Raw genomic sequence first — 18,873 nt, 5'->3', positions numbered from 1 at the left:
GATCAATCATCCTTGAGAATGGAACGGGTTCCGACGATGGAGATTCCAAACGCGTCGAGCCCTAGATATTTCGTTTCCGGTGTATCGGTCAGCAACACCAGTTCCTGGATGCCCAGCTTGGACAGGATCTGCGCCCCAAGACCGGTTTGCTTGATGGTGCGCGGGCCTTCGTCATCGGTTGCGTAAAGCGCATTGCGCGGCTCACGAAACAGGCAAACCACGCCACGTCCTTCGGCGGCGATCTTTTCCATTGCACGCGGCAGTTCCTGCGGCGATTTTGGCCCCAGGCCCAGAACATCGGGGGCTTCATGCAACGCATGGGTTCGGGTCAAAACCGGCTCGGGCGTGGTGATGTCACCCTTGATCATGACGACATGCTCGATGCCATGTGTCTGATCCGCGAACAGGCGCATTTCCCATTCGCCGCCATATTCCGACGTCACCGACCTGCGTGAGGTTTCGACGACCAGATTGTCGTTTCGCGAGCGATAGGTGATCAGATCGCTGATCGTACCGATCTTCATGTTGTGCTCTTTGGCGAACGCGACCAGATCAGGCAGGCGCGCCATGGTGCCGTCGGGCTTCATGATCTCGCAGATCACGCCTGAGGGGTTCAACCCGGCAAGCCGAGAGATATCGACCGCCGCCTCTGTATGACCGGCGCGCACCAGCACCCCGCCCCGCTTGGCGCGCAGCGGAAAGATATGACCCGGTGTCGCGATTTGCGCCATCGTGTTCTGTTCGTTGATTGCTGTTTCAACGGTCAGCGCGCGATCTGCTGCCGAGATGCCGGTTGATACGCCTTCGCGCGCCTCGATGGACACGGTGAACGCGGTTTCGTGACGGGATGAGTTGTTCACGGCCATCATCGGCAGGCCAAGCGCTTCGACGCGCTCCGCCGTCATCGACAGGCAGATCAACCCGCGCCCATGGGTGGCCATAAAGTTGATCGCCTCGGCATCCGCAAACTCGGCCGCGATGACCAGATCACCCTCGTTCTCGCGATCTTCATGATCGACCAGAATATACATCCGGCCCTTGCGCGCCTCTTCGATGATATCTTCGATCGGACTGATCGCGTCGCGCAGCTGGGCCTCGACCGGACCGGGGGTTTCAAAGCTCATGGGGCAGCCTTTCGCAAGAGCGTGTCTGGACGGCTGGATAGACCAACCGGGCGCCAAATGCCAGACCACAAACGGCAGCGACATACTGCCTGACAACCTGCTCTCCAACCTTTATTGGCCGACATTTTATCTCTCGATCAAGGTCAACAAATCAAATCCCAATTTGTTGCACTTTAGCCGGCCACAAAAAAACCTTAATACCGCCCATTACGCGCCAATATACCTCAGGTATTTTTGTTGGAATTTATCAACCGGATTTCAAAAAGTGGCGCAAATGGCTTACGGAGCAATTTCTGCAGGTATCACCGCAGCCGGGTGCGGGCTAAGGTCGGCACTTTGGCGAAACCGCCTATTTCTTTCAATCGTATTTCTGCACATGTTCGCTGGCGCCGTGTTCAGTTTGCCTATTGGCATTCCGTATTGGGCATTGCTTTTGGACAGTCTGCGCACAACATTGTTGATGATCCTCAAGTTCACTAGTGTTTTCGCCACTTTTTTTGTCGGGTGGCGATTTATTTACGCCATTTTCCGAGCAAAGCCCAAAAAACCAATCCACTGGATGATTGTCGACATTCGAAATTCCTTACAACGATACGTGAAGTTGGTTGATGGCACTATATGCTTTGTCGCACTCGCAGTGCTGGCAAACACGTTTACGCTGCTAAAGAATTTGATCTCAGATTTTGTTCCATTTTTCTTGGATCCAACTTTTGCCGAACTGGATCGGATGCTGCATGGAGGTTTCGATGTGTGGGTCCTTCTCTGGCCCGTGTTTGGATATCCTTTTGTCACGACGGTGATAAACGTCGCATATCACATTTGGTTTCTTCTGATTTACTTGCTGGCCTTCGTAGCTGCATATGACCGACGCGATCCAGAACGGGGCATGGTCTATTTGGTGGCTTTTGCTCTGACATTTATCATTGGCGGCAATGTGCTGGCCACGCTGTTTTCTTCTGTCGGCCCAGTCTATTTTGAAGCATTCGGATTTGGAGATACCTTTTCAGAGCAGGTGCACAAGCTTGAATCGCTCAATGAGATCAGTCCCGTCTGGGCGCTTAATGTACACAAAATTCTCTTGACCAACTACAATACCGAAGGCGTGATCCGCGGGATATCCGCCATGCCCAGTATGCATGTCGCTAGCAGTGTCCTGATGGCACTCTTTGCGTTCCGCTACTCACGCTGGCTTGGCTGGGCGTTCACAGTCTTTGCACTAGTAATCCAAATCGCCTCCGTACATCTGGCATGGCATTATGCAGTTGACGGATACTTCGGTGCGCTTGTCGCGCTAGTCTGCTGGTATGTCGCCAATATCCTGACCGAAAAATTCTATTTGGGATCAGTCGGGCTCCAATCAGCAAGCCTGGCGACATAACGCGCCAATGTGTCAATCTCGAGGTTCACCTGATCACCGACCGAGACATCGCCCCAGGTTGTCACCTCTTTGGTGTGGGGGATGAAATTGATCCCGAAATCGCAACCATCGACATCATTGACCGTCAGCGAGGTTCCGTTCAGCGCAACTGATCCCTTGGGCGCGACAAAGCGGGCCAATTCCTTGGGCGCGCGCAACGTTACACGGGTGCTGTCGCCTTCGTCCTGCAGGGCAACAACCTCGGCCACGCCGTCGATATGACCGGAAACGATGTGCCCACCCAGTTCGTCCCCAACCTTGAGGGCGCGTTCAAGGTTCACGCGTTTGCCAACTTGCCATGTGTTCAGATTGGTTTTCGACACGGTCTCGGCGCTGATCTGCACATCGTACCAATCATCCCCAAGGGCGATCACAGTCAGACAGACGCCGTCACTGGCGATGGATGCGCCAATATCAATACCCGCAGTGTCATAGCCCGTTTTGATCCGAGCGCGCAGATCCCCTTGCTGGTCCAACTCGGTAACAATTCCGATATCGGTGACGATCCCTGTGAACATTGCTTTCACCCTTAGCTTATAACCTGTGCGTATGTGTAACCGCCGAGGTAAGCCCAAGAAACGCTGCGGGCAAGCCCTGCCTTGCCCGGATTGATGTATACAGGCATAATTTTGGTACCAAACGATAAAGAGCAGACCAGGATGCATCCACTCGCCTCGCGCTCGCATCGCCGTGTATTCCTGTTTTTGCAGGGACCGCATGGCCCTTTCTTTAGCGCACTGGCACGCGCTTTGCGCGCCGCCGGGGCTGATGTTTTGCGCGTGGGGTTTAACGCCGGTGATCAGGCGTTCTGGTTTGACCGCAGCACCTACATCCCGTTTTTGGACAATTCCGAGCAATGGCCCGAAACCCTTCGGGAACTGATCCGGTCGCAGTCGGTCACAGATATCGTTCTATACGGCGACACCCGTCCGGTGCATGCCAAAGCTGTGGATATTGCGCGCGAGATGGATGTGACTGTCCATGTTTTTGAAGAGGGGTATCTGCGTCCGTGGTGGGTCACTTACGAACGCAACGGATCAAACGGGCACTCACAGCTGATGTCTTTGGACGTCGCGCAGATGCAAGATGCGCTTGACCAGTCCGAGGCACCGGTTCCACCGCCACCGTCCCATTGGGGCGATATGCGGCAACACATATTCTATGGCGCGCTTTATCACTGGTTTGTTCTGTTCCTGAACCAGAGGTACTCCAACTTCAAGACGCACCGAGAATTGCCCGTTTCAAAAGAATTTCGTCTGTATTTCAAACGACTTGCACTGATGCCTTTCCACAGGATTAGGCGTCGCTGGGCCACCATGCGCGTTCGGCGAAACGGTGCACCCTATCACCTGGCCCTGTTGCAACTGGGTCATGACAGTTCGGTGCAAGCCCATTCAGACTATACCTGCATGTCAGATTTTCTGGAGCATGTCATATCAGGTTTTGCCAAAGGCGCCCCGGCCCATCACCTTCTGGTTTTGAAGGAACATCCGCTGGAAAACCATCGCGAGCCGCTGCGCCGCAGGGCGCGCGAAATAGCCCGCGCGCACCAAGTGGCGGATCGCGTGCACTACGTTCCCGGCGGCAAACTGGCCGGATTGCTGGATGACGCGAACACAGCTGTGACGATCAACTCCACCGCCGGTCAACAAGTTCTGTGGCGCGGAATTCCGTTGCGCAGTTTCGGAAGGTCTGTCTACGACAAACCCGAATTTGTTTCACATCAACCCATTGCCCAGTTCTTTGCCAACCCGGACATCCCGGACCACGATTCTTACCGCGCTTACCGGAAATTTCTTTTGAAAACCAGCCAGTTACCTGGCGGCTTTTACTCACTGCGTGGGCGACGGCAACTGCTGCGCCGGGCTGCGGACATGCTGTTGCAGGCGCATGATCCCTATCAGTCCGTTTTGTCTAACAACGAGGCGTCGACGCCACAGTTGAAACTCGTCGATTGAGCCGGGTTGGTTGGTGCTGGATGTTGAACCCCGATCAAGCTAAGTTGACGCAAACAAAAGACGACTGAGGATAATCGGCAGTGCAGTGCTTTCCAATTCGCTGGGTGCGAGGAGCCGCCCTTGTGGCTGTATGTGGCGTGCTGACCGCGTGCCAGCTCCCTAAATCGGGCCCCAACAAATCCGAGATTTTAGCGGGTTCAGTTGAAAATGGTGGCAATGCCTTTGTCGTCGAAGTGGATGACAGGGTCGCACGAGCAACATCCAAAGTCCCCCAATTTGGGTTTTCGTCGTCTTTCACCAGCGCGCAAAGCCTAACGGCGGATACCGTTCGCCCCGGCGACGTGTTGGGGCTGACGATCTGGGAAAACGTCGATGACGGTCTGCTGTCAGGAGAGGTTGGGTCATCCACCTTACTAAGTGAAGTTCAGGTGGATGCCGATGGCTTCATCTTTGTGCCATATGCCGGACGTGTGCGCGCGTCTGGAAACACGCCTGAACAGCTGCGTCAGGTGATTACCGAAAAACTGCAAGATCAAACACCCGACCCTCAGGTCGAGGTTCGCCGGGCCGCTGGCAATGGCGCAACCGTCGCACTGACAGGCAGCATTTCGGCCCCTGGAATCTATCCCATCGAGCTTCCGACCCGCACGCTTTCCGGCATGCTATCGCAGGCTGGTGGCGTATCACTTGGCTCCGACATTGCGCTCGTGACATTGATCCGGGGCAACCAAAAAGGGACGGTCTGGTACGACGACGTGTTCAGCAATCCCAAGCTGGATGTGGCCCTTCGCGGCGACGACCGCATTCTGGTCGAAGCGGACAGCCGGTCCTACATTGCCCTTGGTGCAACTGGCGGCCAGTCTCGTGTGGCGTTTGACACGCAAGACCTTTCGGCGCTTGAGGCTTTGGCGCAGGTCGGCGGCCTGCTGTCGCTGTCCTCGGATCCAACTGGGATTTTTATCCTGCGTGACGAACGTCGGGATATCGCTCGCTCGGTGATGGGGCGTTCGGACCTGCAGGGCGATCAGCGCATGATTTACCTGCTGAACCTGACCGCCCCCAACGGGTTGTTCATTGCACGGGACTTCGTGATCCGCGACGGCGACACAATCTATGTGACAGAAGCGCCATATGCGCAGTGGACAAAATCTATTTCCCTGATTTCCGGCGGCCTTACACCGCTGGCCAATGTCGCCACACTGACAGGCAACTGATGTCGCTTGAAACAACAGCCGGGTCTGAACGTACCCGGCTGCTTGTCTACAATGGTGGTTTCCTGACATCCCGCCGAATTCGCCGAATATTGTCCCTGTCCGGTTACGACATCCGGATTGGCCTGCCCAAAGACGGTGATGCCGTCGGAGTTTGGGGCAACAGCCCGACGGCCTATCGCGGCCTTGGTGTCGCGGCTCGGCATAATGCCCCAGTGCTGCGCGTCGAAGATGCCTTTCTTCGGTCATTGCATCCTGGCCGCAGCGGAGAGCCGCCTCTTGGCCTGTTGCTTGATCGGTCCGGCTTGCATTTCGACGCGGCCCAGACGTCCGATCTGGAAACGTTATTGGCCACTCATCCGTTGGATGACACCGCCCTGCTGAACCGCGCACGGGGCGGGATCGAACGGATGCGCGACTTGCACCTTAGCAAATACTCGGCCTTTGATCTGACCGTTCCGCCCCCTGACCCCGGCTATGTACTGGTGGTGGATCAGGTCCGCGACGACGCGGCTGTGACGGCCAGCGCCGGGGATGAGGCCCGGTTTCGCGAAATGCTGGTCATGGCGCAGGAAGAGAATCCCGGCGCCAAAGTTCTGATCAAGACCCATCCCGACACCATCGCCGGGCATCGTTGGGGCTATTTCTCCACCGCTGACCAATCCGATCGCGTCTCGGTCATCAGCACACCGGTCAGCCCGTGGGCTTTGTTGGAAGGTGCGGTTGGCGTTTACACCCTGTCCTCACAGATGGGGTTCGAGGCGATTTTGGCCGGACATAAGCCGCGTGTTTTTGGCCAGCCCTTCTATGCAGGTTGGGGGCTGACGCAGGATGAAGCACACCTGCCACGCCGCCAACGCAACCTGACGCGCGCGCAATTGTTCGCTGCAGCGATGATCCTCTATCCAACCTGGTACGATCCATACCGGGACCAGCTGTGCGAGTTGGAAACCGTTCTGGACACGCTGGAGGCAAGAACCCGCGCCTGGCGGCAGGATCACAAGGGCTGGACCGCCTCGGGTATGCGCCTGTGGAAACGTAAACATCTGCAACGGATGTTTGGGCGCGAGAAAACGGTCCGCTTCACTGACGATCAACCAGCGCAGTCAGATCGTCCTCATATGGTCTGGGCAAGTAAAGCCAGGGGCACGGAAAGTGCCGTCCGGGTCGAGGATGGCTTTCTACGCTCACGCGGGCTGGGCGCAGATCTTGTACCGCCGCTGTCACTGGCAACGGACAATCAGGGGATCTATTACGACCCGACACATCCCAGCCAACTGGAAGGGTTTATTGCCACACGGGAAACTCTGCGGCCAGATCAGGAATTGCGTGCCGAAAGGCTGATCGCTCAAATCGTGTCCGCCCAAATCACCAAATACAACACAGGGTCCGGCATACCGGATTTGCCTGAAGGGCATCGCATACTGGTGCCCGGTCAGGTCGAAGACGATGCTTCAATCCGCTTGGGCACCAGCACTGTTCGCACAAATGCCGATCTGTTGCGCGCCGTGCGCGAGGCAAACCCAAACGCCATTCTGATCTATAAACCGCACCCCGATGTCGAAGAAGGCTTGCGCGATGGGGCAATCGAGGCCGCAGACCTCGCCGATGTCATCGCCACTCAATGCAACCCGGCAGCCCTGCTGTCGCAGGTCCAAGAGGTCTGGACCATGACCTCTTTACTGGGGTTCGAGGCCTTGATGCGCGGTGTCAATGTGACCACCCTGGGCGCGCCTTTTTATGCGGGTTGGGGGCTGACGAACGATTTGGGGACCGTCCCAGTCCGCAGGGGCGCACGACCAACGGTTTTGGGTTTGGTTCACGCGGCGCTGATCGATTATCCCCGGTATTTGGACCCTGTGACAGGTGAACCCTGCCCCGTAGAAGTTGCGGTTGAACGGCTGTCACAAGGTGCGGCGCCCGCAGGCGGTCCACTGCTTCGAGTTCTGTCAAAACTACAAGGCGCATTCGCGACCCATGCACATATCTGGCGTCGTTAACGCAGCGCCCGGGCCCAACGGTGCATGACATCCGGCCCGATGACCTGGGTCTCGATCAGCTCAAAACGCGGGGCATTGTACAACTTGTCCAGCCCCAGCGTGCCTATGGCTGACAACCCTTCGGCACCGATCGCAAGCCCGGCGGTGAACCCGACCAATTCATCGACCATATCCGCGGCAAGTAGCGACGCGGCCAAAGCCGCCCCGCCTTCGCAGAACACGCGGGTCAGACCTGCTTTACCCAACTGCTGTAACAGGTCCGCCGCATCGATCTGGTGATCGTCCAGCGCGCAAGGCAGCAGTTGCGCCCCAAGCCCGTCCCACGCGCGGGCACGCTCGGCATCCGGGGATGGGCCATGACATAGCCATACGGGTATCTCAGCAGCCGTGCGCGCCAGCTGCCCCAACAAGGGAATGTCCAAATGGCGCGAGACCACAATTCTCACAGGCTGAGCGTCGACACCTATATCCCGAACGGTCAAGGATGGGTCATCGGCGCGCGCGGTACCTGCCCCGACCATCACCGCATCATGACGTGCTCGCATGGCATGCACGGCACGCCGCGCCTTTGGGCCGGTGATCCATTGACTGTGCCCCGTGGCGGTGGCGATGCGCCCATCAAAACTGCTGGCCAGTTTCAGGGTTACGAAAGGACGCCCCTGTTCGGTTTTCAGGAAGAACCCCGCAAGATCCTGGGCTGCTTGATCGGCCAGAACACCGGTGACGACTTCGATCCCCGCCTCGCGCAGCATGGCAAAGCCCTGCCCTGCAACACGCGGATCGCTGTCTTCGATAGCCGCGACAACGCGGGCCACACCCGCCGCGATCAGGCCCTCGGCGCATGGGGGTGTTTTACCGTGGTGGGCGCAGGGTTCAAGCGTCACATAGGCCGTGGCACCCCGTGCCGCGTCTCCGGCTTGTGCCAGCGCTTGGGGTTCGGCGTGCGGGCGACCACCCGGCTGAGTCCAGCCGCGCCCCACAATGCGCCCGTCACGCACGATCACGCAACCGACGGCTGGGTTTGGCCAGCACGTCCCTTGACCGCGCCGCCCCAAAGACAGGGCAAGCGCCATGTATCGCTTATCTGTTTCGCTCACTCGTCCGTCGAAGGCTGCGGCGGGCGCAGTTCGTGGACAAACTCCTCGAAGTCATCGGCCGCCTGGAAATTCTTGTATACGCTCGCAAAGCGAACATAGGCGACGGTGTCGATCCGCGCCAGAGCTTCCATGACGATCTCGCCAATTTTGCTGGACGGGATATCGGTCTCGCCCATGCTTTCCAGGCGACGCACAATTCCAGAAATCATCTGGTCAATACGTTCCGGATCAATCGGGCGTTTCTGCATCGAAATGCGGATCGAACGCTCCAACTTGTCCCGATCAAAATCTTCGCGTTTGCCGTTGGTTTTGATTACCACCAGATCGCGCAACTGGACACGTTCGTAGGTCGTAAACCGCCCCCCACACGCGGGACAGAACCGACGCCGACGAATGGCCGCATGGTCCTCTGCCGGGCGTGAATCTTTGACTTGAGTATCGATATTTCCGCAAAACGGGCAGCGCATCCACCGTCTCCTCGTCCCTGGTTCCGCCTCTTTTTGTAAGCACTATGACTTACTTATCCACAACTATAGGGTAGCCGCTAGGATTTGGGTAGTCGGAAATTTCCACCGCAACATAAAGGGGTCAGGCGAAATGCGCCGCGACCTTTCGCACATGCGCTGCGGTGCGGTGTTCAAACAGGTAAATACCCTGCCATGTGCCCAGCGCCGGTTGCCCCGCGGACACGGGAACAGAAAGCGATACAGGTAAAAGTGCCGCCTTGATATGGGCGGGCATGTCGTCGGGGCCTTCGTACGTATGGCGCAGATAGGCCATAACCGGGTTATCAGACGGCGGCACCAAACGTTCAAAAAAGGCGTGCAGATCTGTTTGCACCTCAGGATCAGCGTTTTCCTGAATGGTCAGCGAACACGACGTATGCCGCACGAACAATGTCAGCAAACCATCGCCTGAGACCGAGTTAAGCCAGTTGCGCACGTCCAGGGTAAATTCGTACAACCCTGGTCCGTTCGTCGAAATAATAAACTCGGTCTGCATATGGCGATCAGTCCTCGATCAGTCGCGGAACGGGCGGATGTTGCAACGTCCGTTTGCCCCCTGAACCGACATGCTTTCGCCAGCCTTGAAACCGACTGAGATCGAACTGCTTTGCTGGGCAACGTTTGTAGGTTGCTGCAGCGAGAATTGAACGGCCGTGCGGCGACCCGTTGCTTCGCTGGGGCCATAGCCGCGCACCACATAAATACGTTGCTGCCAACCTGCACCCAAAGTCCGGCGCGCAAAGTCTGCAGCCGCGCACCAATACCCGTCCACGTCCTGACGGGCCCGCGGGATCACTTCGAACATATTGCTGTTGACGGCAACCGTCTGAAATCCGTTTCGCGCAGCCGAGGCCGACGATAGGGGCACAGACAGCAAGATCGCGGCAGAAACCGCCAATGTCATAACCTGTTTCATAATCATACTCTCATTCATTTCGAGGTAATTTCTCAAATAGTATACATTCTTACCGGGCAAAGCTGGTTCACAATCAATTCAGTCAACGCGGGTCCTCGCGTGATCGAACGTTAGCCAGCCCTGATAACGGATCAAAGCCCCAACAAGCGGCATCCGGGCCGACACGTCAAACCGGAACCGTCCTTCATCATCCTGCCATTCCTCGGTCTTTGATTGCGGCAGAAGCACCTTCGGGAAAGGAACTCGCAACAGGCTGAGGCGCATGATCTGGATCTCTAACCTCTCGGGTGCAAATACCGGCTTTAACCATACGGAGACCTGCCCAAACTGCTCGCACACGCATCCCTGGTCCTGGTCCAAAGTCAGCCGCGATCGGGTGATGTGACCATCGAAATCGCGCGTCCATATCCAAGCGTTCCCCTCTTGCTCGACCCTGAGACGCACCGGGATGTCGTCACCCCCGGACGGCATGCCGGCAAAACGCAACGCGAGTTTGGCCAGCCACCCCTTGCCCGGCGTGACTGAGCATCGCCCGGAATAAATTCCGCCCGTGCTGTGCAAGGCCTGCAGAGACTTGGGCAGGTTCGTACCCACGGGTAAGGCTTGCAAAAAAGGATCAGGGTGCACTCAGAACCCCTCAGGCAGAAAGCGAGCTTGCAGCGTTTTGTCCGGGATCATGCAGGTCGGCGAACGTCCGAAGATTGCATACCGGTTTCTAGCGATTACGTAGTACAGCGGGTCTTTGATGATGCGAGGAAGAAACCTGCAGACCGAAAGAACCCACCAAAACCCCGGCAACTTGCGCATCGCTGCTGCGAAAGCATCCAACCGTTGATGAACCACCCCTTCAATCACAACGAGATTAGTTTCAAAGTCCCGCGTCGGTAATCCGAGGTGAGAATACAGCCTTTGCCCTAATGGCGACTGCGCGGTGGCAAATTTGAACCGCTGCGCCTTGTCCTGGGCGACCATGAAACGAAAAAACCCCGAACACAGAACGCATTCGCCGTCAAAGACGATGAAATCCTGACCATCCGCCGCATCTGTTGCCAGTTTGGTCATGCCAGTTACGCTCATTAACCCGTTTTGACGCACATTCGCATCACTGCGCATTCCGGGCAATGCGACACTGGGCCATCTTAGCGAATTGATATGTGTCGGGGAGCCGCGGGTCATCTGCGCGACAAGTTTCCTGGGCTCTGACCTCATCCCCACAAGGCTTAACCCGACAGCACGCGGAAAATACGTATGACACCCAATGTAGTCTTGCGAAATTCTGCCATTGTCATTTGAATAGATGACAGCGGCCGGAACAAAAGCCGCGAAATGAAATACGCTGCTAACTCGGGTTTGAACATGGACGTCGATATTGCCCGCATTCAAGTGTTGTCCAAAACACTAGATCAAAGGGCAGAAGATCCTTCGATTGGTGATCGCGTGCTGGCCAAATCCGGTCTGAGCCGCAGCGACATTGCGCCGCCTGCTATCTCGTACAGCGCGCATAAAGAGGCCTTGTTTGTCCGCTACGCCTGCGACGCGCTGAATGACATCACCTTTTCGGCCAGTGCTGGGCTTGGCTTCAGGTCGTCCTCCAGCCTGACGGCGTATATCAGTAAATACTCGCGTGATCTGAAGCAGGTGATCGAAAACTCGTCGCGGTTTCACGGGATGATAGACCCGGCTTTGTACTTCAGCCTGCGCGTTTCTGGAAATTTTGCTTCAATCGAAGCCGACTGGAAGGATGCCAGTTTTGCCCGATATCACCGTCGTACCGAATTTTTGATTTTCGCGGCCCTCGCCCGCATACGCTCGTTAACGCAGACAGGTTTTTTTCCTATCGAAATCCGCTTTCAGCACGAGGTCGGCGAAGCCAGAAAAGAGTTTCAGAAATTAGCGGGCTTTCCTGTGTCCTTTGGTGCAGAAAGGTTGGAAATCGTACTGACCCTGTCCTCATTGGATCTGCCGGTGCCGACATATGACCCCTCCCTGCGCGAGCATCTTCTGTCATATGGCGATAGGGTTCAGGCCGAAAGTGACCAGCCCGCGCAAAAACTCAGGGCGCAAGTCGAGGGGCTGATCACCCGGTCGATGCCCGGCGCGATTATTCAAGCGGACGACGCAGCCTCGAACCTTGGGATGAGCCCGCGCACCTTTGCCAGACGGTTGAATGACGAAGGCACAAGCTATCGTGAGATTGTCGAAGACCTGAGATGTGATCTGGCGCAGACTTTTATCACCAACGGGATGCCCTTGTCGGAAATCGCCTATTCGCTGGGTTATGCGGATCAACCTGCGTTTTCTACCGCCTTCAAACGCTGGACCGGTCAGGCACCCAGCACGTTCCGTACTCGGTTGGAACCGTAATACGGAAAGGGTGGCCGGGGGTCGTCAGCGGCACAGCCTCGCCCCGGCCTGTCCCATGAGTGGACAAGGCAGAAATAGGGGCCACATCGCCGCATGACTTGTGAGTTCTCGCCAATTTGAGGTTTGAACCGGTCACCGTGATCAACGCGTGAACGGATAAGAAAAAGGCGCCTCGATTGAGGCGCCTTTTCGACTACTGATCCAGGAAGGACCGCAATTTGCGCGATCGGCTGGGATGTTTGAGCTTGCGCAGCGCTTTCGCCTCGATCTGACGAATACGTTCGCGGGTCACGCTGAACTGTTGACCAACCTCTTCCAGAGTGTGGTCGGTATTCATACCGATGCCAAAACGCATCCGCAAAACACGTTCCTCACGCGGTGTGAGCGAGGCCAGAACCCGGGTGGTCGTTTCCTTGAGGTTTTCCTGAATGGCGCTGTCCAAAGGCAGCACGGCATTCTTATCCTCGATGAAATCGCCCAGTTGGCTGTCTTCCTCGTCGCCAATCGGCGTTTCAAGGCTGATCGGTTCCTTGGCGATCTTCATCACCTTGCGAACCTTCTCAAGCGGCATCTGCAGCTTTTCGGCCAGTTCTTCCGGTGTCGGCTCACGTCCGATTTCGTGAAGCATCTGACGACCGGTCCGGACCAGCTTGTTGATCGTTTCGATCATGTGAACCGGGATACGGATCGTACGGGCCTGATCCGCGATGGAACGCGTGATCGCCTGACGGATCCACCAGGTCGCATAGGTCGAGAACTTGTACCCGCGGCGGTATTCGAACTTGTCCACCGCCTTCATCAGGCCGATGTTGCCTTCCTGAATAAGATCAAGGAATTGCAGGCCACGGTTCGTGTACTTTTTGGCAATCGAGATCACCAGACGCAGGTTGGCTTCGACCATTTCCTTCTTGGCCTGACGCGCCTCTTTTTCACCCTTTTGAACTTGCTGCACGATGCGGCGGAATTCAGGGATGTCCAGGCCGACATACTGACCGACCTGAGCCATATCGTTGCGCAGTTCCTCGACCTTGGCGGTCGAGCGTTCGATGAACATCTGCCAACCCCGGCCCGGCTTTTCTGCCATCTCGGTCAGCCAGTTCGGGTCCAGTTCGCGTCCACGATAGGCGTCGATAAACTCACGACGATTGATGCGCGCCTGATCCGCCAGTTTCACCATCGAGCTGTCCAGAGACATGATGCGACGGTTAATGCCGTACAGCTGGTCGATCAGCGCTTCGATACGGTTGTTATGCAGATGCAGACCGTTCACCAATTCGACGATCTCAGATCGCAGCTGTTGATAGGTCGCCTCTTGTTTTTCCGAGAAGGTGTCGTCTTCGTTCAGGGTCGCCGAGATCCGGCTATCCTGCATTTCCGACAGCATCGAGAAGTCGGTCGAGATCCGTTCCAGTGTGGTCAGAACCTGATCTTTCAGCGCGGCTTCCATCGCGGCCAACGACATGTTGGCCTGCTCGTCGTCGTCATCATCGTCATCGTTATTCAGCGGGTTGCCATCGGCGTCCAGCTCGGGGCCGGTGTCCTTGGCGGGTTTTGCCGCCTGAACCGCAGACGTGTCGACAACCGGCTCTTCAACATCCCCGTCTTCGTCTAACTGGTTGCCAAACGTGGCCTCCAGATCAATGACGTCGCGCAACAGAATGTCTTCGGACAACAATTCGTCGTGCCAGATGGTGATCGCCTGGAAGGTCAGCGGGCTTTCGCACAGACCGGCAATCATGGTGTTGCGACCGGCTTCGATCCGTTTGGCGATGGCAATCTCGCCTTCGCGGCTCAGCAGTTCGACGCTGCCCATCTCGCGCAAATACATGCGGACCGGGTCATCTGTGCGATCCAGCTTTTCAGCACCAGCACCCGCCAGCGCAACCTCTCGGTTGCTTTCTGCAGCAACCAGTTCGGTCGAGCCTTTGTTCTCTTCTTCCTCGGCCTCTTCATCTTCGATGATGTTGATGCCCATCTCGGACAGCATCGACATAACGTCTTCGATCTGTTCCGAGCTGACCTGATCAGGCGGCAGAACCTGATTGAGCTGGTCGTAGGTGATGTAACCTTTCTCGCGGGCCTCGGCGATCATTTTCTTGACGTTGGCCTGGCTCATGTCCAGCGAGATTTCCTGTTCCTGCTCGTCGGATTTGCGGTCTTCGTTTGTATCCTTGGCGGCCATTCAATGCTCCTGCAGGGATGGGTGATTCGTTTGTACCGAATCATTAGCGCGTAGAAGTGATTCGGCCACCCGTTTACCCGTTTTTCTTTTCCAGTGCCTTACGAAAACACCACTTTAGCGACGTTTCCGTTCAAAATTGATGCCAGACATGATCGCCTGAAACGCGTCTTTCTCGTCGCGGTTGATTCGTGCGCCGTTATCGGCGATGTCAAAAACCGCCCTATCCTCGTTCTGACTGCGGCTTGTGCGGTTACGCTCTTCGGCGGCCTGGGCCAGCCGGTACGTCAGCGCTTCATCAGCCAGATCAGACAGTTCCTCTGCAGCTTCGGCAATCTCGGCATCCAATCCCCGGAGCGCTTTGATTTTCGCGAGTTCCTCGGCCAGAGTCATCTCGGCCTTTTCGACGTCGCCTGGTTTGAACACACAAGGGATTACTGCGACATGGCGAAGGGCCAGCAGGTTTTCAAGGATTTCGCCGCCCAAAGTTTCAAAAATGTGGTCTTTCAGATGCTCTGGGTCGTCGATCGCATGCCGAAGGATGGCGGCGCGCAAGGCGGCATGATCGGGATCATGGCACTCCATTTCTTCAAGCTGGTGTTCGAATTGAACCACAACGGTGGGATTCAGGATGGCGATTGCCAGAATCGCAGCCTCGCGCATCTGGATATCCGCGGTTTCTGAAGATGCCAGAAAAGATGAGCGCGCGCCGGGGGTTGCTGGCTGTTTCGGAGGTTGCCACTTACCGCGTGGCTGCCATTGGCGATTTTGCGGCTGACGTTGCGGGCGGAACAGTTGCCAGCGCAGGTCTTTGATCTCTTGCCCGTAATGCGACCGGATCGAGGGGTCGCGGATCAGTTTGATCTTTTCCCTCAGTGACTTATCCAACGCAGCCTTGCGTTCCGGGCTGTCGAACACCTTGCCCTCTGTCTCACGCTGCCACAGCAGTTTGACCATCGGGATCGCGCCTTCAAGCACTGTTTTCACAGCTGCCGAGCCCTCGGCCCGCAGCAGATCATCGGGATCCTTGCCCTCGGGCATCAGGGCAAAGCGCAGGGATTTACCAGCCTCTAACAGTGGCAACGCCAAATCAACGGTCCGCATCGCGGCACGCAGACCGGCCGTGTCGCCATCCAACGCGATGATCGGCTCATCCGAGACACGCCATAGTAGCTGCAACTGATGTTCGGTGATCGCCGTGCCTAATGGGGCGACCGACGCCCCGAATCCAGCTTCGGCCAGGGCGATCACATCCATGTACCCTTCGGCCACGATCAGAGGTTGCCCTTTGCCTGCGGCCTGACGCGCAGGGCCGTGGTTATACAGGCTGCGCCCCTTGTCGAACAATTCCGTTTCGGGCGAGTTCAGGTATTTCGCATTGTCATTGGGGTCCATTGCCCGACCGCCAAACGCGATGCACCGCCCGCGCGGATCGCGGATAGGGTACATGATCCGATTGCGGAACGTATCATAAGGCTTTTTGCCCTTGTTCGAAGGTTTGGCCAGCCCGGCCCCAAGGATCAGGTCCTCGGCCACGTTCTTGCCGCGCAGGTGATCCCACAAACCTTGCCAGCCATCCGGCGCAAACCCGATCTCCCACCGGTCCAACGCCTGCGCATCCAATCCTCGACGGGTCAGGTAATCGCGCGCAGCGCCCCCTGCCCCGGTCTTGAGTTGCAAGCGGAAGAATTGCGCGGCCTGCTCCATGACGTCGGCCAGTTGCGACCGGCGGTCCTGTTTTTCCTGTGCCTTTGGATCACGTGCTGGCATGGGCATGCCTGCCTCGCGCGCCAAAATCTCAACAGCTTCGATGAATGAGACATTCTCGGTCTCTTTCACAAAGCTTATCGCATCGCCTTTGGCATGGCACCCGAAGCAGTAGTAGAACCCCTTTTGGTCATCTACGTGGAAGGACGCGGTCTTTTCGTGGTGAAACGGGCATGGCGCCCACATGTCGCCCTTACCCTGGTTGGACTTGCGCGGATCCCACATGACTTTACGCCCGACAACCTGAGACAGGCTCAGGCGGGTGCGTAGTTCATCCAGAAATCCGGGGGGCAGAGACATGGGTCAAACCTGACAGAAACAAGAACGCGCGCCAAGGGTATGACGCGCGTTTGTCCACAGGGAAATGATGGGGCTGTGGATTATTGCAGCAAACACAGCTCAAGCCACGCGGCGCCGAGATCCTTTTTGCGCACGTCGCGCATCTTTTGTTCGTAGACCCAAGGCGCGATCAACGGGATGGCAGCATTGTAATTTTCGGGCCAGGTCGGGCTGGTTTCGGCAACTGCCTGGGGCACGTTGCGCTCTTTTACACGGTCCAGCCGTGCCTTCTGGATCGCCGCAACAACTTCAGCCTGGTATTGGCAGCTTTGCTCTTTGGTCTCTTCCGCAGCTAATGGGGTGGCCAGCAAAGCGGCAGCAATGGCGATACGCAACATAGGGAACTCCGGTAATCGATTCTGTCGATGCAGCTTACCTGTCGCAAGCACGGCCTGCCATTGCCGTTTTCGGCGCATCTGCCGAGTTTAGGCCGCCACCTCTTACCGTAGGGGCAGCCTGACAAAGCCAGGCTACCCCTAATTTCAAACCATCACAGCCCTTTGGCGCGATAGCTTTTCGAGACGCGGTCAATGGCCACGATATAGGCCGCCGTCCGCAGATCCTCGACATCGTCGCGGCTGTGCCAGACTTCGCGCATGGATTGATAGGCAATGCGCATCGTGTCATCGAGGCCCGAGCGCACCAGTTCCAGCTCGTCCGCGCCGCGAAGGTACTTGGCCTTAAAGTCCGGAGACATCGACCAGGCATCGCCCAGGTAACGATCCAGCCGCTCCAACTCGCTGACGATCAGCTCGTGCCGCGCCTCTTCCTGACGACGCTGCATACGGCCAAAGCGAATATGGCTCAGGTTCTTGACCCATTCGAAATAGGAAACCGTCACACCACCCGCGTTTGCGTACATGTCAGGAATGATCACCGTGCCCTTCTTGCGCAGAATCTCATCCGCACCGGCAGTCACCGGGCCATTCGCAGCCTCGATAATCAGAGGCGCCTTGATCCGGTCTGCGTTGGACAGGTTGATAACCGCTTCCAGAGCAGCCGGGATGAGGATATCGCATTCTTCTTCAAGAACTGCACCACCTTCGGCCGAGTGTGTCGCATCGGGATAATCACTGACACCGCCATGCTTGACGATCCATTGCCGCACGGATTCCACGTCGATCCCGTCGGGATTATACAGCGCGCCATCCCACTCGATGATGCCGACAATTCTGGATCCGTCCTCCTCGCTCAGGAACTTTGCGGCGTGATAGCCCACATTGCCCAGCCCCTGAACGATGACACGCTTGCCATCCAGCTTGCCGGACAGCCCCGCCTTTTGCATGTCTTCCGGGTGGCGGAAGAACTCACGCAGGGCGTATTGGATGCCGCGACCTGTTGCTTCGACCCGGCCGGCGATACCGCCCGCGTTCAGCGGCTTGCCGGTCACACAGGCGCGCGCATTGATGTCCGTCGTGTTCATCCGGGCGTATTGATCCGCCATCCAGGCCATCTCACGCTCGCCCGTTCCCATGTCGGGGGCGGGTACGTTTTGCGAGGGGTTGATCAGATCGCGCTTGGCCAGCTCATAGGCAAAGCGGCGGGTGATCTGCTCCAACTCGTGCTCTTCGTATTTGCGGGGATCGATGCACAACCCCCCTTTCGATCCGCCAAAGGGCGTTTCGACCAGAGCACATTTATAAGTCATCAGGGCGGCAAGCGCCTCGACCTCATCCTGGTTCACGGCCGTGGCATAGCGGATACCGCCTTTCACGGGCTCCATATGCTCGGAATGAACCGAGCGGTAACCGGTGAAAGTATGAATATCGCCGCGCAGGCGGACGCCGAACCGAACGGTGTAGGTGGCGTTGCAGACACGGATCTTTTCCTCCAACCCCGGTGGCAGGTCCATAAGGGACGCTGCCCTGTTAAACATCAAATCTACACTTTCGCGAAAGCTGGGTTCATTAATGGCCGTCATTTAATCCTCCGTGCCGACGAACGACGAGCGTTCTGACGTTTTGTCGCACCCATTGGCTAAACGATCAATAATTA

At 57.0% G+C, this 18,873-nt stretch carries 17 protein-coding genes; 5 read left to right on the top strand and 12 right to left on the bottom strand.

Translation table 11 applies throughout. The annotated features are described in order from the left end of the window. Window positions 1-2 precede the first annotated feature (2 nt). Window positions 3-1,124 carry a 3,4-dihydroxy-2-butanone-4-phosphate synthase gene (gene ribB / locus AC2FIS_RS00740; protein ID WP_496771620.1) on the bottom strand — a complete coding sequence of 374 codons (1,122 nt, stop codon included), beginning with the start codon at window positions 1,122-1,124 and terminating at the stop codon, window positions 3-5. Here ribB and AC2FIS_RS00735 point away from each other — a divergent pair. Beyond that, a complete protein-coding gene (locus AC2FIS_RS00735; protein ID WP_496771619.1) occupies window positions 1,123-2,502 on the top strand; it encodes a phosphatase PAP2 family protein in 1,380 nt (459 codons plus the stop codon). The two genes, ribB and AC2FIS_RS00735, sit on opposite strands and share 2 nt — an antisense overlap. On the opposite strand, the gene AC2FIS_RS00730 is transcribed toward AC2FIS_RS00735, so the two are convergent. Further along, complete coding sequence (locus AC2FIS_RS00730) at window positions 2,457-3,059, bottom strand: riboflavin synthase (RefSeq protein WP_496771618.1); 603 nt, start codon at window positions 3,057-3,059, stop codon at window positions 2,457-2,459. The two genes, AC2FIS_RS00735 and AC2FIS_RS00730, sit on opposite strands and share 46 nt — an antisense overlap. Before the next feature lie 141 nt (window positions 3,060-3,200). On the opposite strand from AC2FIS_RS00730, the gene AC2FIS_RS00725 reads away from it, so the two are divergent. From AC2FIS_RS00725 to AC2FIS_RS00715, 3 genes are all read left to right on the top strand, one after another. Further along, window positions 3,201-4,499 carry a capsule polysaccharide biogenesis protein gene (locus AC2FIS_RS00725; protein ID WP_496771617.1) on the top strand — a complete coding sequence of 433 codons (1,299 nt, stop codon included), beginning with the start codon at window positions 3,201-3,203 and terminating at the stop codon, window positions 4,497-4,499. 80 nt (window positions 4,500-4,579) lie between these two features. After that, the gene (locus AC2FIS_RS00720; protein ID WP_496771616.1) at window positions 4,580-5,713 is read left to right on the top strand and encodes a polysaccharide biosynthesis/export family protein; all 1,134 of its coding nucleotides are present in this window, start codon (window positions 4,580-4,582) and stop codon (window positions 5,711-5,713) included. Continuing rightward, window positions 5,713-7,710 carry a capsule polysaccharide biogenesis protein gene (locus AC2FIS_RS00715; RefSeq protein ID WP_496771615.1) on the top strand — a complete coding sequence of 666 codons (1,998 nt, stop codon included), beginning with the start codon at window positions 5,713-5,715 and terminating at the stop codon, window positions 7,708-7,710. The genes AC2FIS_RS00720 and AC2FIS_RS00715 overlap by 1 nt, the downstream gene beginning before the upstream one ends. On the opposite strand, the gene ribD is transcribed toward AC2FIS_RS00715, so the two are convergent. The 6 genes from ribD to AC2FIS_RS00685 form a co-directional block, all read right to left on the bottom strand. Next, complete coding sequence (gene ribD, locus AC2FIS_RS00710; protein ID WP_496771614.1) at window positions 7,707-8,807, bottom strand: bifunctional diaminohydroxyphosphoribosylaminopyrimidine deaminase/5-amino-6-(5-phosphoribosylamino)uracil reductase RibD; 1,101 nt, start codon at window positions 8,805-8,807, stop codon at window positions 7,707-7,709. The two genes, AC2FIS_RS00715 and ribD, sit on opposite strands and share 4 nt — an antisense overlap. Then, window positions 8,804-9,274, bottom strand: coding sequence for a transcriptional regulator NrdR (gene nrdR / locus AC2FIS_RS00705; RefSeq protein WP_058274803.1), 471 nt, complete (start codon window positions 9,272-9,274; stop codon window positions 8,804-8,806). Before nrdR ends, ribD begins: the two co-directional genes overlap by 4 nt. Before the next feature lie 121 nt (window positions 9,275-9,395). Then, window positions 9,396-9,809 carry a secondary thiamine-phosphate synthase enzyme YjbQ gene (locus tag AC2FIS_RS00700; RefSeq protein ID WP_496771613.1) on the bottom strand — a complete coding sequence of 138 codons (414 nt, stop codon included), beginning with the start codon at window positions 9,807-9,809 and terminating at the stop codon, window positions 9,396-9,398. An 18-nt stretch (window positions 9,810-9,827) separates the two neighbouring features. Then, a complete protein-coding gene (locus tag AC2FIS_RS00695) occupies window positions 9,828-10,229 on the bottom strand; it encodes a hypothetical protein (RefSeq protein WP_282118790.1) in 402 nt (133 codons plus the stop codon). 78 nt (window positions 10,230-10,307) lie between these two features. Further along, on the bottom strand, window positions 10,308-10,856 hold the full coding sequence (locus AC2FIS_RS00690) for a DUF4166 domain-containing protein (protein WP_496771612.1): 549 nt from the start codon (window positions 10,854-10,856) through the stop codon (window positions 10,308-10,310). Next, the gene (locus AC2FIS_RS00685) at window positions 10,857-11,405 is read right to left on the bottom strand and encodes a thiol-disulfide oxidoreductase DCC family protein (RefSeq protein WP_496771611.1); all 549 of its coding nucleotides are present in this window, start codon (window positions 11,403-11,405) and stop codon (window positions 10,857-10,859) included. A 150-nt stretch (window positions 11,406-11,555) separates the two neighbouring features. Here AC2FIS_RS00685 and AC2FIS_RS00680 point away from each other — a divergent pair, with 150 nt between their 5' ends. After that, window positions 11,556-12,593: a helix-turn-helix domain-containing protein gene (locus AC2FIS_RS00680; RefSeq protein ID WP_496771610.1), complete on the top strand. Its 1,038-nt coding sequence runs from the start codon at window positions 11,556-11,558 to the stop codon at window positions 12,591-12,593. A gap of 193 nt (window positions 12,594-12,786) precedes the next feature. Here AC2FIS_RS00680 and rpoD read toward each other — a convergent pair whose 3' ends face one another. The 4 genes from rpoD to AC2FIS_RS00660 form a co-directional block, all read right to left on the bottom strand. Beyond that, window positions 12,787-14,775: an RNA polymerase sigma factor RpoD gene (gene rpoD / locus AC2FIS_RS00675; RefSeq protein ID WP_058277324.1), complete on the bottom strand. Its 1,989-nt coding sequence runs from the start codon at window positions 14,773-14,775 to the stop codon at window positions 12,787-12,789. Window positions 14,776-14,889: 114 nt separating this feature from the next. Beyond that, window positions 14,890-16,839, bottom strand: a complete 1,950-nt coding sequence (dnaG, locus tag AC2FIS_RS00670) for a DNA primase (protein WP_496771609.1) — start codon at window positions 16,837-16,839, stop codon at window positions 14,890-14,892. Between the two features lie 80 nt (window positions 16,840-16,919). Then, on the bottom strand, window positions 16,920-17,216 hold the full coding sequence (locus tag AC2FIS_RS00665; protein WP_058277326.1) for a hypothetical protein: 297 nt from the start codon (window positions 17,214-17,216) through the stop codon (window positions 16,920-16,922). A 152-nt stretch (window positions 17,217-17,368) separates the two neighbouring features. Further along, the gene (locus tag AC2FIS_RS00660; RefSeq protein ID WP_496771608.1) at window positions 17,369-18,799 is read right to left on the bottom strand and encodes a Glu/Leu/Phe/Val family dehydrogenase; all 1,431 of its coding nucleotides are present in this window, start codon (window positions 18,797-18,799) and stop codon (window positions 17,369-17,371) included. Window positions 18,800-18,873: the final 74 nt, after the last annotated feature.

It is taken from the genome of Ruegeria sp. CDSB113 (genome assembly GCF_059611045.1).
This window is presented reverse-complemented; position numbering and strand designations above follow the sequence as displayed.

Excerpts from the sequence above, each read along its gene's own strand:
- AC2FIS_RS00735 (WP_496771619.1), top strand. The coding sequence starts at position 1,123 with ATGGGGCAGCCTTTCGCAAGAGCGTGTCTGGACGGCTGGATAGACCAA.
- ribB (WP_496771620.1), bottom strand. The coding sequence starts at position 1,124 with ATGAGCTTTGAAACCCCCGGTCCGGTCGAGGCCCAGCTGCGCGACGCG.
- AC2FIS_RS00730 (WP_496771618.1), bottom strand. The coding sequence starts at position 3,059 with ATGTTCACAGGGATCGTCACCGATATCGGAATTGTTACCGAGTTGGAC.
- AC2FIS_RS00725 (WP_496771617.1), top strand. The coding sequence starts at position 3,201 with ATGCATCCACTCGCCTCGCGCTCGCATCGCCGTGTATTCCTGTTTTTG.
- AC2FIS_RS00715 (WP_496771615.1), top strand. The coding sequence starts at position 5,713 with ATGTCGCTTGAAACAACAGCCGGGTCTGAACGTACCCGGCTGCTTGTC.
- nrdR (WP_058274803.1), bottom strand. The coding sequence starts at position 9,274 with ATGCGCTGCCCGTTTTGCGGAAATATCGATACTCAAGTCAAAGATTCA.
- AC2FIS_RS00700 (WP_496771613.1), bottom strand. The coding sequence starts at position 9,809 with ATGCAGACCGAGTTTATTATTTCGACGAACGGACCAGGGTTGTACGAA.
- AC2FIS_RS00695 (WP_282118790.1), bottom strand. The coding sequence starts at position 10,229 with ATGAAACAGGTTATGACATTGGCGGTTTCTGCCGCGATCTTGCTGTCT.
- AC2FIS_RS00685 (WP_496771611.1), bottom strand. The coding sequence starts at position 11,405 with ATGACCCGCGGCTCCCCGACACATATCAATTCGCTAAGATGGCCCAGT.
- AC2FIS_RS00680 (WP_496771610.1), top strand. The coding sequence starts at position 11,556 with ATGAAATACGCTGCTAACTCGGGTTTGAACATGGACGTCGATATTGCC.
- rpoD (WP_058277324.1), bottom strand. The coding sequence starts at position 14,775 with ATGGCCGCCAAGGATACAAACGAAGACCGCAAATCCGACGAGCAGGAA.
- dnaG (WP_496771609.1), bottom strand. The coding sequence starts at position 16,839 with ATGTCTCTGCCCCCCGGATTTCTGGATGAACTACGCACCCGCCTGAGC.
- AC2FIS_RS00665 (WP_058277326.1), bottom strand. The coding sequence starts at position 17,216 with ATGTTGCGTATCGCCATTGCTGCCGCTTTGCTGGCCACCCCATTAGCT.
- AC2FIS_RS00660 (WP_496771608.1), bottom strand. The coding sequence starts at position 18,799 with ATGACGGCCATTAATGAACCCAGCTTTCGCGAAAGTGTAGATTTGATG.